The following is a 14,490-nucleotide window of genomic DNA, read 5'->3' as shown; positions in this document are numbered from 1 at the left end:
ATGAAGGAAGCAGGAGACGATGACCGAAACGCCCACCGGCCCCGGACAGGGCTACGCAGGGCCTCCAGGAGCGTACGGACGCCTCGGCGACCGCTACGAGATCGGTGGCCTGCTGGGCAGTGGCGGCATGGCCGAGGTCCGGATCGGCCGTGACCTGCGGCTCGGCCGCACGGTGGCGATCAAGCGCCTCCGCACCGACCTGGCCAGCGATCCGACCTTCCTCGCCCGGTTCAGGCGTGAAGCCCAGTCCGCGGCGGCCCTCAACCACCCGTCCATCGTCGCCGTGTACGACACGGGTGAGGCCACCGGTCCCGACGGCCACACCGTGCCGTTCATCGTGATGGAGTACGTCGAGGGACGCACGCTGCGCGACCTGCTGCGCGAGATGGAGCGCGAGGGCCGCAAGATCCTGCCCGAGCGCACCCTCGAGATCACCGCCGACATCCTGGCGGCCCTCGACTACAGCCACCGCGCCGGCATCATCCACCGCGACATCAAGCCCGCCAACGTGATGCTGACCCCGTCGGGTCAGGTCAAGGTGATGGACTTCGGCATCGCGCGAGCGATCGCCGACACCTCCTCGGCGATGACCCAGACTGCGGCCGTCGTCGGCACCGCGCAATACCTCTCGCCCGAGCAGGCGCGTGGTGAGACCGTCGACGCCCGCAGCGACATCTACTCGACCGGTTGCCTCCTGTACGAGCTGCTGACCGGCAGGCCCCCGTTCCAGGGCGACAGCCCGCTGTCGGTCGCCCTCCAGCACGTCCGCGAGCAGGCGCCGCCGCCGTCCGCGTTCAATCCCGAGGTCACGCCCGCGATCGACCGGGTTGTGGCGACGGCGCTCGCCAAGCGCACCGACGAGCGCTACCAGAGCGCAGCCGCGATGCGCTCCGACATCGAGCGTGTCCTCGCCGGGCAGCCCACGGCGGCGTCCGCCGCACCGACGGCCCAGTACGCCGCTGTCGCCGCCGCGCCGGCCACCGAAGCCCTGGCGCCGGCCGTGCTCCCGTCTGCCGACGACGAGGACGAGGGCAAGAGCAAGCGCTGGATCTGGATCCTGTCGGCGGTCGTCGCCCTCCTGGTGGTCGGGCTCGCCGCCTGGGGCATCCCCAAGCTGATCGCCGGCAACGACCCGCCACCCGTGGCGAAGGTCGCGATGCCCGACGTCACCAACATGGACCGCGATGCCGCCGAGCGCCGGCTCACGGGCGACGAGTACGGCTTCACCCTGGGCGACGTCACGGAGCAGCCGAGTGCCGACGTCGAGGCCGGCAATGTCATCTCCACCGACCCGGTCGCAGGGATCGACGTTCCCAAGGGCGCCGACACGACCGTCAACATGGTCGTCAGCACCGGACCCGAGCTGGTGGAGATCCCGTACCTCATCGGCAAGAAGGCCAAGCAGGCGCGTGAGGAGCTCGACGCGCTGGGCCTGAAGGCCGAGGTCGTCGAGCAGCAGGACGACGCCCCCAAGAACGAGGTCCTCAAGACCGACCCGGTCCCGGGCGAGAAGGTCGATCCCGGGACGTCGGTGACGCTGACCGTCTCCGCCGGCAAGACCGACGTCCCCGACGTCGTCGGCAAGATGCGCGACGAGGCCGAGCAGATCCTCAAGGACGCCGGCTTCGAGGTGCGGGTCATCGAGACCCAGTCCGACCAGCCCGCGGGGACCGTCACGGAGCAGATCCCCGGTGCCGGCGAGCAGGCCGACCCGGGCGCGCAGATCATCCTCACGGTGTCCACGGGACCGGAGACGACCGACCCGACGGTCCCGGAGGATCCGGTCGAGCCTCCGCCGGACCCGTTCGACCCGGAGGGTGACGGCGGATAGCGCTCGCTCGTACGCCGAAGGCCCTGGGATCGGTGATCCCAGGGCCTTCGTCGTCCACAGGTGTTATCCCCAATGTGGAGAACTACACCGGTGTAAGTCGGTCGCGCGGTCGTTCAGGAACGCGTCATTCCCACTTCATCGCGAAGCCGAAGGCGGCGACGATGAAGCCCATCCCGACGACGAGGTTCCACGAGCCGAGATCCTTCATGCCGGGGATCTCGTTGCCCGCCACGTAGAAGGCGACGATCCACAGCAGACCGATCACGGCACACGCGATCATCAGCGGCGCAGCCCAGCGGTTGCCGATCTTGACCGGCTTGGCGTTCTTGCGGGGCTCCTTGGCGGGCGCGGCCGCTGCCTCGCGCTTCGCGGGGTTTCCGGACCGCGCTGCGGACTTGTTGGACTCGGCTTCGGACACTCAGGACACCTCGACAGGGAAGGGCGCACCCCTGACGGGGCGGCGAGGACAGTTGGTTCTGTCCGCTAGCGTAGTCGTCGCACCTCGGGGTCGAGAAGGAGAGCACCCGTGACGGTCCAGGACGACGATGCGACGGGGCCCCGCAAGCGGCTTCGTACGTGGCGGCACAGCCCGTGGCGGATCGCCGTGCCCGTGACCACCGCGCTCGCCGGTGTCCTCCTGGTGACCAGCGCGATCAGCGCCGAAGGCGACGACCTCCGCAAGGAGGTCACCGACCTCCCGACGCTGCTCGACCAGCGGCGCGACAAGGTCGCCTCGCAGCAGCAGGTGGTCGACGACCTCGGTCGGCAGATCGAGTCTCTGACCGACGAGGTCGACAACCGTGACGTCGTCGAGGCCCGGCGCGAGGTCCGCCAGCTCAGAGGGCCGGCGGGATTCACCGAAGTCACCGGTCCGGGGCTGAGGGTCGTCCTCGAGGACGCGCCCCGTGAGGTCGACGAGCCGGGGCTCGACCCCAACCTCCTCGTCGTCCACCAGCAGGACATCCAGGCCTTCGTCAACGCCTTGTGGGAGGGCGGCGCCTCGGCGGTCACGCTCCAGGGGCAGCGGCTCATCTCGACCACCGGCATCAAGTGCGTCGGCAACACCGTCATCCTCAACGGCGTCCCCTACTCACCGCCGTACGTGATCGAGGGCGTCGGCGACGTCTCCGACCTGTACGCCGGGCTGAGCCGGTCCGGCGCGGTGGAGATCTATCGCGACTATGCCGACCGCTACCAGCTGGGCCTGGAGATCGACTCCAAGACCGAGATCGTGGCACCCGCCTACTCGGGGACGGTCGACCTCAAGTACGCGACCCGCGTCGACCAGTGAGGCGAGCGCGCTAGCTCAGCTGGAGCGTCCGCAGGATCGTCACGGCGACGATCCCGACCCACACGGCACCGAACGCCGCGTACTGGACGAGCGCCCGACGCGCGCGGGGCGCGTAGGCGAACGCCGCACCGAGCACGAGGCCGGTCACGAACCCGCCGAGGTGGCCCTGCCAGCTGATGTCCAGGCCGGGCAGGAACGTGATCACCACGTTGATGGCGACCAGCGCGAGAAGTCCGCGGACGTCCTGTCCCTGCTTGAACATGATGACCAGCGCCATCCCGAACAGTGCGAAGATCGCCCCTGAAGCACCGAGCGTCGGCACGTTGGGCGGCGTCAGCACGTAGACGAACACCGATGCCGCGACCGCCGAGGTCAGGTAGGCGGCAACGAACCGCACCGTGCCCAGGTAGCGCTCGAGCACGGGCCCGAAGAGGTACAGCGCATACATGTTGAACGCGATGTGCAGCACGCTGGCGTGCAGGAACGCCGACGTGAGCAGCCGCCAGTAGGCGCCGTCGGCGACACCCCGCAGCACCTCGAGCGACTCGCCGTTGGCGAAGACCGCCGTGTCGCCGAGCATGACGCCCCACGACCACAGCACGCTGTCGCCGAGGCCGCCGGTCGCCATCATCAGGACGTAGGCGACGACGTTGATGCCGATCAGCGTGGTCGACACCACACCCGGCCGTCCGGGGACGAGCCCCCCACCGGCCGTACGGGCCTGGCGCACCTGCGCCTGCCCCGCACGCAGGCAGTTGGGGCACTGGTAGCCCACCGACGCCTCGTGCATGCAGTCCGGGCAGATCGGCCGGCCACAACGCTGGCACGCGATGTAGGTCTCGCGGTCGGGGTGCAGGTAGCACCGGGGCGGCACCTGTCGAGGTGTCGCCCCGGCCTCGTGCGGGGGTTGGGTCATCGCCGTGGCGTCCGGTTCAGGGTGCTCAGGCCTCGGAGACGACGACCGACTCGATCACGACCGGCTGGGACGGACGGTCCATGCGGCCGGTCGGGGTGCTGCCGATCGCATCGACGACCGCTTTGCTCTCGTCGTCGGCGACCTCGCCGAAGATCGTGTGGCGGCGGTTGAGGTGCGGCGTCGCCACAGTGGTGATGAAGAACTGCGAGCCGTTCGTGCCCGGGCCGGCGTTGGCCATCGCGAGCAGGTAGGGACGATCGAACTGGAGCTCGGGGTGGAACTCGTCCTCGAACTGGTAGCCCGGGCCGCCGGTGCCGGTGCCGAGCGGGTCGCCGCCCTGGATCATGAACTGGTCGATGACCCGGTGGAAGGTCGTCCCGTCGTACAGCGGGGCGTTGCTCTCCTCACCGGTGCTCGGATCGCGCCAGGTCTTGGAACCGGTCGCCAGACCCACGAAGTTCTCCACGGTCTTGGGTGCGTGGTCGGGGAAGAGCGTGATGGTGATGTCACCACGGTTGGTCTTCAGGGTCACAGACTGGTCAGCCACGGTTGCCTCTCGTTTCGGTGCTTCTGCCGTCCATCCTCCCACGCAGGTCCCAGACCCGAGCCATCAGCGGTGGCACCGCCAGATCGGTACGGTGGACAGAGACCACGCCGTTCCACGGAAAGGCCCATCATGTTGCTGCGTAAGAAGAAGTCCAAGAGCGAGGTGCTCGCCGACAAGGCCGGAGACCTCTGGGAGAGTGCCTCCCAGTCCGTCTCGGACGCGGCGGACTCCCTCGTCAGCACCGTCGGTCCCAAGGTCGGCGAAGCCCGCGAGGCTGCCGCCCCGGTGGTGGCCCAGACGGTCACCGACACGCAGGAGCGAGCCAAGGCGGCCGCGGACCTGTCCAAGCGCCAGGCCAAGAAGGCGCGCAAGCGTGCTGCCGAGCTCGCCGCCCTTGCTGCGGCAGCGGCAGCGGTGAAGGCTCAGGAGCAGGCGGACGCCGATGCGGAGTCGTTGGGCAAGCCGAAGAAGAAGCACCGCGTACGCAAGCTCTTCTTCGTCGCCGCGATCGGTGGCGCGATCGCGTTCGCCGTCAAGAAGTTGACGTCGTCACCGTCGGGCGGCAGCTACACGCCGCCTCCGCCGCCTCCGGAGCCGGTCCGGCCGACCGAGAAGGTCGTCGTTCCTCCGAGTCCGTCCGCCCCCCAGCCCCCTGAGGGCCAGGACCTGGGCACGGGTGGTGCACACCTCGGAGACGACCCCGACTCGGGACCTGAGCGGACGTCCGACAAGATCTGAGGGTGACTGTCACCCTGACGCGTGATCCGAGCGGTGCCGCGACCCTCACGTTCGCGGCACCGCCGGTCAACCTCTACTCGCTCGAGCTCCACCAGGGGTTCGAGGACGCCCTCGACGCGCTGGCAGCGGATCCACCCCGCGCCCTCCTGATCCGCGCCGAGGGCAAGGTCGTCTCCGGCGGGGTCGACGTCTCGCTCTTCGACGCACAGACGTCCGCGGCCGAGGGCAAGGTCCTCTTCGACCGGATGCTCGAGCTGCCGCTGCGTATCGCCGCGCTCGACTACCCGGTCGTGTTCGCCGCCCATGCGCTCTGTCTCACCTGGGCCCTCGAGGTCGCGCTGGCCTGCGACATCATCGTCGCTTCGGACCGGGCCAAGTTCGGCCTCGTCGAGAAGGTCGTCGGCCTGACACCCACGATGGGCGGCACCCAGCGCCTCGCCTCGCGGGCCGGCATCGGCCGCGCCAAGGAGTTCGTGATGACGGGTGACCTGTACGCCGCCGCGACGCTCGAGCAGTGGGGCGTCGTCAACCGCGTGCACACGGTCGACGAGTTCGACGATGCCGTCGCGGCACTGGTGACGTCGCTGGCCTCGGGGCCGACCCGCGCTCACGCGGCGACGAAGGACGTCCTGAGGGCGGTCGAGCGGGGCGGTGTGGCTGCCGCCGATGCCGAGATCACGACGATCGCTGCGGCGTTGTACGACACCGAGGACATGCGCAGCGCGATCCGGTCCTTCCTCGAGGACGGGCCCGGCAACGCGACGTACGCCGGTCGTTGACCGCCGTCGAGTGCCAGAGGGCCTAGCGGGTCGCGGCGGCCTCTGCCTCGGCCTCGTACGTGGCCCACAGCTCCTTGGTGTGCTGCGTCGCCCGGTGCTCGGCCCAGAACGACACGAAGGGCACCGTGGCCAGCAGCATCGTGGTGAGCGTGAACCCGACGGTCCATCCGGCCTGCCGCGACAGGACCGCGGTGATCACGAGCAGCACCATGTAGAACACACCGTGGATCGGCGAGATCGACGCCGTGAACTCGCCGATGTCGTGCAACGTCGTGCCTTCGGTGACGACCATCTTGATGATCCAGCCGCCGACGACGGCGATCACGAAGAAGCTGACGACGAGCGCGAGGATCCGGTACGCGGTGAGTGTCTTGGGCACCGTTCGAGGGTACCCGCGCGGCTCAACGCACCGACGACGACGTGTCTTCGCGCGCACCGTCCGCCCGGGCACGCGCGGCTTCGTGAGCGGCCCGCTTCGCTGCCGGGACGCGTGTCGGCTCGGGGGTGCCTGAGCTGCCGGAGCGACGGACGTCCTGGCACATGCGCCACCACATGAAGATCGCGAAGGCTCCGAAGATCCACCACTCGATGGCGTAGAAGAGGTTGCGGATCCCCGCCGAGCTGTCGACGACCGGTTCGGGGACCTCGGCCGGCGTCAGACCCGCCTCGTCGGCGGGGTCCTGCGCGGTGACGATCCCGTACCCGCCGTAGAGGTCGTACGGCATCTCGTTGACCAGCCGCGGGATCCGCACGCCGTCGAGGGTCCGGGTCTCCTCGTCGAAGCCTGACCCACGCGCGTCGCTCGCCTGGAGCACTGCCTCGATCTCCACCGTGCCCTCCGGCACCGCCGGGAAGGCGCCCGCTCCGATGTCGGCGACCCACCCTCGTACGACCAGGAGCGCAGGATCGCGGTCCGAGGTCGACTCGGCGTCGCCGACGACCACCGGCGCGACGAGCCAGTAGCCGACCTCACCGTCCTGCTCCCGGCCGGACACCCAGACCTGTTCGTCAGCGGGCGCGTACGAGCCTGTGAACGTCACGTGCTGGTACGAGGCCGAGGTGGTGAACGGCTCGTCGGGCTTCAGCACCTCGGACAGCGGCATGGCCGGAGCGTCCTGGTGAGGCGTACCGGCCTCCGCTCGGCGGTCGTCGTAGACGCCCATCTGCCACAGCCCCAGCGACACCGTGAAGGCGACCGCGACGACGACCAGGGCGTGCAGGCCCCACAGTCGCGGTGACAACCACCCCACGGGTCGGGAGGACGAGGCAGGAGGCGTGCTCACGCCAGCGGCGCCAGCGACGGATAGAGCGGGAAGCGGTCCGTCAGTGCCGTGACGCGCTTGCGCAGCGACTCCGCGTCGACCAGCTCGGGCTGGAGGGCATCGGCGATGATGTCGGCGACCTCGCGGAACTCGTCCGCGCCGAAGCCGCGCGTCGCGAGCGCCGGCGTGCCGATGCGGAGCCCCGAGGTGACCATCGGCGGACGCGGGTCGTTGGGGATGGCGTTGCGGTTGACCGTGATACCGACGTCGTGAAGGCGGTCCTCGGCCTGCTGGCCGTCGAGCGTCGAGTCGCGCAGGTCGACGAGGACGAGGTGGACCTCGGTGCCGCCGGTCAGGACGCTGACCCCGACGTTCTTCATGTCGTCGGCGGTGAGGCGCTCGGCGAGGATGCGCGCGCCTTCGAGCGTGCGCTCCTGGCGATCCTTGAACTCCGGCTGCGCGGCCATCTTGAACGCGACCGCCTTCGCGGCGATGACGTGCTCGAGCGGGCCGCCCTGCTGGCCGGGGAAGACCGCGGAGCGGATCTTCTTGCCGACCTCCTCGTCGTTGGTCAGGATCACACCGCCGCGGGGGCCGCCGAGCGTCTTGTGCGTCGTGGAGGTGACGACGTGTGCGTGCGGGAGCGGGCTGGGGTGCAGGCCCGCGGCGACGAGACCGGCGAAGTGCGCCATGTCGACCATCAGCTTGGCGTCGACCTCGTCGGCGATCGCGCGGAACTCGGCGAAGTCGAGCTGGCGCGGGTACGCCGACCAGCCGGCGATGATGAGCTTCGGGCGGTGCTCGTGGGCGAGGCGACGGACCTCCTCCATGTCGACGAGGTGGTCCTCGTCCCGGACGTGGTACGCCACGACGTTGTAGAGCTTGCCCGAGAAGTTGATCTTCATGCCGTGCGTCAGGTGGCCGCCGTGAGCAAGGTCGAGACCGAGGATGGTGTCGCCGGGCTTGATCAGCGCGTGCATCGCCGAGGCGTTGGCCTGGGCCCCCGAGTGGGGCTGGACGTTGACGTACGCGGCGTCGAACAGCGCCTTGAGACGGTCGATCGCCAGGTTCTCGGTGACGTCGACGAACTCGCAGCCGGCGTAGTAGCGCTTGCCCGGGTATCCCTCGGCGTACTTGTTGGTCATGACCCCGCCCTGGGCCTGGAGGACACCGAGCGGCGCGAAGTTCTCCGACGCGATCATCTCGAGGGTGTCGCGCTGACGGCCGAGCTCGGCGTCGATGGCGGCGGCGACCTCGGGATCGAACTCGGCGAGCGACTGGTTCAGCGCGGAGGGCTGGTTGGTGGTCATCGAGTGACTCCTGTGCACGGCGACGGGCGGAAGGCGGAGGATTCGCCCTCCCAGCCTAACCGGCGGCCCGTACGGCCGACCCTCAGGCGTGGGCCGAGAGGGACGGCGGCGGCCACCGAGAAGTGGTGCCCGGCTTGGTAACAGTCGCGTGAAGGTTGCCCCCCGCGCCTAGGTCCGCACGACGGGGCAGGGGTAGCGTGCCGTCGGGCTGTCCGGAATACGGACTGTCTTCCTGACGACGCTCTGCCGGGCGAGAGATCCTTCGGCCGGGCACCTCCGACACGAGGAGAACGACGTGAAGAAGCTGAGAGCAGCTGCCGCTCTCGCGGGTGCCACGGCCTTGGCCCTGGGCGCCTCGGCGTGCGGCGCAGGCAACAACAGCGACGGTGACTCGAGCTCGGGCGGTGACAGCCTCGTCGTCGGAACGACCGACAAGGTCGTCTCGATCGACCCGGCCGCCGCGTACGACAACGGTTCGCTCATGGTCCAGACGCAGGTCTACCAGTACCTGCTGAACTTCCCCGAGGGCGAGACGGAGCCCCAGCCCGACGCGGCGGAGAAGTGCGATTTCGACACGCCGACGACCTACACGTGCACGATCAAGGACGGTCTGACGTTCGCCAACGGCAACCCGCTCACCGCCAAGTCGGTGGCGTTCTCGTTCCAGCGCATCGTCGACATCGAGGACCCGAACGGCCCGGCGTCGCTGCTGGTCAACATGGCCAAGGTCGAGGCGAAGGACGACAAGACCGTCGTCTTCACCCTCAAGACGCCGAACGACCAGACCTTCCCGCAGGTGCTCGTGACCTCGGCCGGTCCGATCGTCGACGAGCAGACGTACCCGGCCGACAAGGCGCTCTCCGACGAGGAGGCCGTCGAGGCCAACGGCTTCTCAGGCCCCTTCACCATCGGCAAGTACGAGAAGGGCCAGCTCGCGGAGTTCAAGGCGAACGACGACTACGACGGCGCCTACAACGACCCGAAGGTCGACACGGTCACCCTGAAGACGTACGCCGACAGCAACAACCTCAAGCTCGACATCGAGAAGAAGAACATCGACGTCGCGTGGCGGTCGCTGACCCCGACGGACATCGACAGCCTCGAGGACACCGACGGCGTCACCGTCCACAAGGGTGCCGGCGGCGAGCTCCGCTACATCGTCTTCAACCTCAAGACGATGCCCGGCGCCGACGACGCGCAGAAGCTCGCCATCCGCAAGGCCGTCGCCTCGTCGGTCGACCGCGACGCGATCTCCGAGCAGGTCTACAAGGGCACCTACGTGCCGGCGTACTCGCCGATCCCCGAGGGTCTGCCGGGCGCGACCGAGGCCTTCAAGGAGCTGTACGGCGAGAAGCCGGACAAGGCTGCGGCCGAGAAGTTCCTCACCGACGCCGGGGTCAAGACGCCGGTGACGATCGCACTCCAGTACAACCCCGACCACTACGGCGGCAGCTCCGACCAGGAGTACAACGAGGTCAAGCGCCAGCTCGAGGAGACCGGCCTCTTCACGGTCGACCTGCAGTCGGCGGAGTGGACGACGTACAACGAGGAGCGGGTCAACGACTCGTACCCGGTCTACCAGCTCGGCTGGTTCCCGGACTTCCCGGACGCGGACAACTACGTCACGCCGTTCTTCGACAAGGGCAACTTCATCGGCAACCACTACGAGGACCCGCAGATGACGGCCCTCCTCGCGGCGGAGCGCACCGAGCCCGACAAGGCGAAGCGCGAGCAGATCCTCGGCGACGTGCAGAAGCTCGCCGCGGAGCAGATCTCGACGCTGCCGCTCCTGACGGGTGCGCAGGTCGCGGTCGCGACCGACGACGTGAAGGGCGTGGAGAACACGCTCGACGCGGCGTTCAAGTTCCGTCTGACCTCGCTGTCGAAGTGACGGACTGCTCGATCGACGTTTCAGGCGGTTCGAGCACCACCTGAACGAGGGGCGGGTCCCGGCCACGGCCGGGGCTCGCCCCTGCTCGTCTGCACCCCTGAACGCACCCTCCTGAAAGTTGAGCCGATGGCGACGACCGAGCTCCTGACCGGTCCTGATCAGCCCGAGGCGCCGAGTCCCCGGCGTGGGTCGGGGGGCCTCAGCCCGCTGACCCGCTACCTCCTCGTCCGTCTCGCACTCGTGGTCCCGATGGTGTGGATCCTCGTGACGTTCGTGTTCTTCCTGATGCGCGTGATCGGCGATCCGATCAGCGCGGCGCAGGGCGGGCGGCTCACGCCTGAGCAGATCGACGAGCGGAAGGCGGCCGCGGGCCTCGACGCACCGCTCTTCCAGCAGTACTGGGACTACCTCACCGGGATCCTCCACGGTGACTTCGGCACCGCGATGACCGACGGACGCGCGATCTCCGACGTGTTCATCGTCAACGGCGCCGCCACCCTCGAGCTCGCGTTCTGGGCGCTGCTCGTCGCGTTCGCGATCGGCGTCCCGCTCGGTCGCCTCGCGGCACGCCACCGCGACACCTGGCCCGACGCGATGCTCCGGGTCTTCTCGATCCTGGTCTACGCGGCGCCGGTGTTCTTCGTGGGCCTGCTGCTCAAGCTGGCGTTCGTGCCCCTGGGTCTCCCGGTCGCCGGACGGGCGAGCACATCGGTGGAGCTGGCGCTGCAGGACGTCGACCCGCAGACGCACATCATGATCGTCGACGCCATCCTGTGGGGCGATCCTGCGTACGTGTGGGACGTGCTCAAGCACGCGATCCTGCCCGCGATCGCGCTCGGACTCCTCACGGGCGGCGTCTTCCTCCGACTGGTGCGCGTCAACCTGATCCAGACCCTGCGCACTGACCACGTGACCGCGACCCGCGCGCGCGGGATCGCGGAGCGCCGTGTCGTCCGCAAGCACGCCTATCGCAACGCCCTCGTCCCGGTCGTCACCGTGATGGGCCTGCAGGTGGCGCTGCTGCTCGGCGGAGCGGTCCTCACCGAGACGACGTTCGAGTGGCAGGGGCTCGGCTACACGCTGGCCGACTACCTCGTGAAACGCGACTTCATCGCCGTCCAGGGCATCGTCACGGTCATCGCGATCGTCGTGGCGGTCGCGAGTCTCCTGATCGATGTCATCGTCGCGTTCGTCGACCCCCGCGTGCGGTTCTGAGGAGACACCGATGATCTCTCTGCTCAAGTCCACCCGTGGCCTCCAGCGCGGCATGCTCGTCGCCGGCCTGGTCCTCGTCACGGTCTTCCTCATCCTCGCCGTCTTCGCGCCGTGGCTGGCGCCGTACGGGTTCAACGAGACCCGCGTCGACGGAGTCCCGTTCGGCACGCAGCAGCCGCCGTCCTCCGAGCACTGGTGGGGCACGACCGTCGGCGGCCAGGACGTGCTGTCGCGCGTGATCTACGGCGCTCGTACGGCGGTCGCCGTCATCGTGCTCGCCGTCTCGTTCTCGCTCGTCATCGGTGTCCCGCTCGGACTGCTGTCGGGATTCCTGTCGGGCCCCATCGACCGCGGCCTCGTGCTGGTGATGGACGCCCTGTACGCGTTCCCGTCGCTGCTGCTCGCGATCGTCGTCGCGATCGTCGTCGGCGGTGGTTCGTCCGGGGTGGTGGGCGGTGTCCTCGCCGCCGCGATCGCGCTCACGGTCGTGTTCATCCCTCAGTACTTCCGGGTCGTCCGCAACGCCACGCTCGCGGTGAAGGTCGAGCCGTACGTCGATGCCGCGCGCGTCGTCGGCACCCGCACCCCGCGCATCCTCTTCCGCCACATCCTCGCCAACGTGCGGCAGACGGTCCCGGTCATCGCGACCCTCAACGCCTCCGAGGCGATCCTGACCCTGGCCGCGCTCGGCTTCCTCGGCTTCGGCATCGAGCCGTCCTCGGCGGCGGAGTGGGGCTACGACCTCAACAAGGCGATGTCGGACGCCACGAACGGCATCTGGTGGACCGGCGTCTTCCCCGGCATGGCCATCGTGCTGATGGTGATGGGCGTGACTCTCGTGGGGGAGAGCCTCAACGACGTCCTCAACCCGCTCCTCAAGGCACGCGGTGGCGACACGACCACCGTGGACGAGCAGGAGATCAGCGAGGAGTACGACGAGGCGGTCGCGGAGTCCGGTCTCGACGAGAGCGTCGCCGAGGAGGCGGCCGCCGTCGACGAGGACGTACGCCGGGTGGCGTCGTTGAGCCTCACGGACCTGGCCGTCACCTTCCACACCGGAGGAGCGCCCGTACGCGCGGTCAAGGGCGTCAGCTTCGACGTCGCCCCGGGCGAGGTGGTGGCGGTCGTGGGCGAGTCCGGCTCCGGCAAGTCCGTGACCTCCCGCGCGGTGATGGGACTACTCCCGGCCACGGCCTCGGTGTCGGGCTCGGCGCTCCTCCGGACGTCGGGCGACGACTCCCGGGAGCTGATCGGGATGTCGGAGCGCAAGCTCCGCGCTGTCCGCGGCGACCAGGTCTCGATGATCTTCCAGGAGCCCGGTACGGCCCTGGACCCGGTCTACACGGTCGGCTGGCAGATCGTCGAGATGATCCGGGCGCACCGTGACATGTCGAAGAGGGCCGCGCGGGCTCGTGCCGTCGAGCTGCTCGAGCTGGTGGGGCTGCCCGATCCCGAGCGACGGGTCGACTACTACCCGCACCAGCTGTCGGGAGGCCAGAAGCAGCGGGTGATGATCGCGATGGCGATCGCCCTCGAGCCCGACGTGATCATCGCGGACGAGCCCACGACGGCACTCGACGTGACCGTCCAGGCCGCGATCATCGAGCTGTTGCTCGACCTGCGCGACCGGCTCGGCACCGCGATCGTCCTCATCACGCACAACATGGGTGTGGTCGCGGACGTCGCGGACCGTGCCGTCGTGATGTACCGGGGCGAGATCGTCGAGCAGGCCTCGGTCGACCGGCTCTTCTCCGAGCCTCGCCACCCCTACACGCGGCGCCTCCTCGACGCCGTGCCTCACCTGGGCCACGGCGCGGGAGCACCGCCCGTGGACGAGTCGGCACCCGCGGTTCTCACGATGCAGGGCGTGACCGTCGAGTTCGCCGGACGCCTGGGCCAGCCGTCGTTCCGCGCGGTCGACGACGTCGACGTGGTGCTGCGGCGCGGCGAGGTGCTCGGGCTCGTGGGTGAGTCGGGCAGCGGCAAGTCCACGCTCGGACGCGTCGCCGTCGGCCTCCAGAAGGCGACGCACGGCACGGTGCTGATCGGTGATGACGACATCACCACGCTCTCCGACCGCCGGCTGCGTCCTCACCGTGGGCGCTTCGGGTTCGTCTTCCAGGACCCGGCTGCCTCGCTCAACCCGTACCTCACGATCAGCGAGTGCGTCGCCGAGCCGCTCAAGGTGCAGAGCGACCTGTCGTCCGCCGACCAGCGGGCCAAGGTCACAGCACTTCTCGACCGTGTGCAGCTGCCCGCGACGTACGCGGGCCGGTACCCCCACGAGCTGTCGGGCGGTCAGCGCCAGCGGGTGAGCCTCGCCAGGGCGCTCGCGCTCGACCCCGACCTGCTCATCGCGGACGAGCCGACGTCCGCCCTCGACGTGTCGGTCCAGGCGAAGGTGCTCGACCTGTTCGCCGAGCTGCAGCGCGAGCTCCAGTTCGCGTGCCTCTTCATCAGCCACGACCTGGCCGTGGTCGACGCCCTCGCCAACCGGGTCGCTGTGATGCGGCACGGGCGGATCGTCGAGGAGGGGACGCGGCAGGAGGTTCTCCACACGCCGCGCGAGGAGTACACCCGGCAGCTCATCGCGGCCGTCCCGGTGCCGGACCCTGCGGAGCAGCGTCGCCGGCGCGAGGTCCGCGGGCAGCTGCTCTCCGACGTGGAGTGACAGTCTGGCGGCGGGCGCCGGGTCCGGCGCTCGCCGCAG

The 14,490-nt window shown here is 69.4% G+C and carries 13 protein-coding genes; 7 read left to right on the top strand and 6 right to left on the bottom strand.

The genetic code is table 11. The features are described from left to right. The first annotated feature begins 19 nt into the window (after window positions 1-19). Entirely contained in the window at window positions 20-1,831 is a 1,812-nt protein-coding gene (gene pknB / locus AB3M34_RS00130; protein WP_370617051.1) for a Stk1 family PASTA domain-containing Ser/Thr kinase, read from the top strand. 124 nt (window positions 1,832-1,955) lie between these two features. On the opposite strand, the gene AB3M34_RS00125 is transcribed toward pknB, so the two are convergent. Further along, window positions 1,956-2,249, bottom strand: a complete 294-nt coding sequence (locus AB3M34_RS00125; protein WP_370617050.1) for a cell division protein CrgA — start codon at window positions 2,247-2,249, stop codon at window positions 1,956-1,958. A 108-nt stretch (window positions 2,250-2,357) separates the two neighbouring features. Here AB3M34_RS00125 and AB3M34_RS00120 point away from each other — a divergent pair, with 108 nt between their 5' ends. Further along, window positions 2,358-3,122, top strand: coding sequence for a DUF881 domain-containing protein (locus tag AB3M34_RS00120; RefSeq protein WP_370617049.1), 765 nt, complete (start codon window positions 2,358-2,360; stop codon window positions 3,120-3,122). A gap of 10 nt (window positions 3,123-3,132) precedes the next feature. Here the strand turns inward: AB3M34_RS00120 and AB3M34_RS00115 are convergent, their stop codons facing one another. Both AB3M34_RS00115 and AB3M34_RS00110 read right to left on the bottom strand, forming a co-directional pair. After that, window positions 3,133-4,038, bottom strand: coding sequence for a rhomboid family intramembrane serine protease (locus AB3M34_RS00115; RefSeq protein WP_370617048.1), 906 nt, complete (start codon window positions 4,036-4,038; stop codon window positions 3,133-3,135). A 25-nt stretch (window positions 4,039-4,063) separates the two neighbouring features. After that, window positions 4,064-4,585: a peptidylprolyl isomerase gene (locus tag AB3M34_RS00110; RefSeq protein ID WP_370617047.1), complete on the bottom strand. Its 522-nt coding sequence runs from the start codon at window positions 4,583-4,585 to the stop codon at window positions 4,064-4,066. Between the two features lie 129 nt (window positions 4,586-4,714). On the opposite strand from AB3M34_RS00110, the gene AB3M34_RS00105 reads away from it, so the two are divergent. Next, the gene (locus AB3M34_RS00105) at window positions 4,715-5,323 is read left to right on the top strand and encodes a hypothetical protein (protein WP_370617046.1); all 609 of its coding nucleotides are present in this window, start codon (window positions 4,715-4,717) and stop codon (window positions 5,321-5,323) included. 2 nt (window positions 5,324-5,325) lie between these two features. Continuing rightward, window positions 5,326-6,102 (top strand): enoyl-CoA hydratase/isomerase family protein, encoded by a 777-nt coding sequence (locus AB3M34_RS00100; protein WP_370617045.1) that lies wholly within the window; start codon window positions 5,326-5,328, stop codon window positions 6,100-6,102. A gap of 22 nt (window positions 6,103-6,124) precedes the next feature. On the opposite strand, the gene AB3M34_RS00095 is transcribed toward AB3M34_RS00100, so the two are convergent. Genes AB3M34_RS00095 through glyA form a run of 3 tightly spaced genes read right to left on the bottom strand, consistent with a single transcriptional unit; the run spans window position 6,125 to window position 8,674 of the window. Continuing rightward, window positions 6,125-6,481 carry a DUF3817 domain-containing protein gene (locus tag AB3M34_RS00095; protein WP_370617044.1) on the bottom strand — a complete coding sequence of 119 codons (357 nt, stop codon included), beginning with the start codon at window positions 6,479-6,481 and terminating at the stop codon, window positions 6,125-6,127. 22 nt (window positions 6,482-6,503) lie between these two features. Next, on the bottom strand, window positions 6,504-7,385 hold the full coding sequence (locus AB3M34_RS00090) for an SURF1 family protein (protein ID WP_370617043.1): 882 nt from the start codon (window positions 7,383-7,385) through the stop codon (window positions 6,504-6,506). After that, the gene (gene glyA, locus AB3M34_RS00085; RefSeq protein ID WP_370617042.1) at window positions 7,382-8,674 is read right to left on the bottom strand and encodes a serine hydroxymethyltransferase; all 1,293 of its coding nucleotides are present in this window, start codon (window positions 8,672-8,674) and stop codon (window positions 7,382-7,384) included. The genes AB3M34_RS00090 and glyA overlap by 4 nt, the downstream gene beginning before the upstream one ends. A gap of 295 nt (window positions 8,675-8,969) precedes the next feature. Here glyA and AB3M34_RS00080 point away from each other — a divergent pair, with 295 nt between their 5' ends. The 3 genes from AB3M34_RS00080 to AB3M34_RS00070 all read left to right on the top strand — a co-directional run bounded on the left by AB3M34_RS00080 (window position 8,970) and on the right by AB3M34_RS00070 (window position 14,451). After that, entirely contained in the window at window positions 8,970-10,565 is a 1,596-nt protein-coding gene (locus AB3M34_RS00080; RefSeq protein WP_370617041.1) for an ABC transporter substrate-binding protein, read from the top strand. Window positions 10,566-10,691: 126 nt separating this feature from the next. After that, complete coding sequence (locus AB3M34_RS00075; protein WP_370617040.1) at window positions 10,692-11,780, top strand: ABC transporter permease; 1,089 nt, start codon at window positions 10,692-10,694, stop codon at window positions 11,778-11,780. Window positions 11,781-11,790: 10 nt separating this feature from the next. Continuing rightward, entirely contained in the window at window positions 11,791-14,451 is a 2,661-nt protein-coding gene (locus AB3M34_RS00070) for a dipeptide ABC transporter ATP-binding protein (protein ID WP_370617039.1), read from the top strand. The last annotated feature ends 39 nt before the right edge of the window (window positions 14,452-14,490 follow it).

The sequence above is a fragment of the Mumia sp. Pv4-285 genome, assembly GCF_041320275.1.
Lineage (GTDB): Bacteria > Actinomycetota > Actinomycetes > Propionibacteriales > Nocardioidaceae > Mumia > Mumia qirimensis.
The sequence above is the reverse complement of the archived record's forward strand: the minus strand, read 5'-3'. Positions and strand labels throughout refer to the sequence as shown.

What these genes read in the sequence shown, in the direction of transcription:
- pknB (WP_370617051.1), top strand. Translation starts at nt 20, where the DNA reads ATGACCGAAACGCCCACCGGCCCCGGACAGGGCTACGCAGGGCCTCCA.
- AB3M34_RS00115 (WP_370617048.1), bottom strand. Translation starts at nt 4,038, where the DNA reads ATGACCCAACCCCCGCACGAGGCCGGGGCGACACCTCGACAGGTGCCG.
- AB3M34_RS00105 (WP_370617046.1), top strand. Translation starts at nt 4,715, where the DNA reads ATGTTGCTGCGTAAGAAGAAGTCCAAGAGCGAGGTGCTCGCCGACAAG.
- glyA (WP_370617042.1), bottom strand. Translation starts at nt 8,674, where the DNA reads ATGACCACCAACCAGCCCTCCGCGCTGAACCAGTCGCTCGCCGAGTTC.
- AB3M34_RS00075 (WP_370617040.1), top strand. Translation starts at nt 10,692, where the DNA reads ATGGCGACGACCGAGCTCCTGACCGGTCCTGATCAGCCCGAGGCGCCG.
- AB3M34_RS00070 (WP_370617039.1), top strand. Translation starts at nt 11,791, where the DNA reads ATGATCTCTCTGCTCAAGTCCACCCGTGGCCTCCAGCGCGGCATGCTC.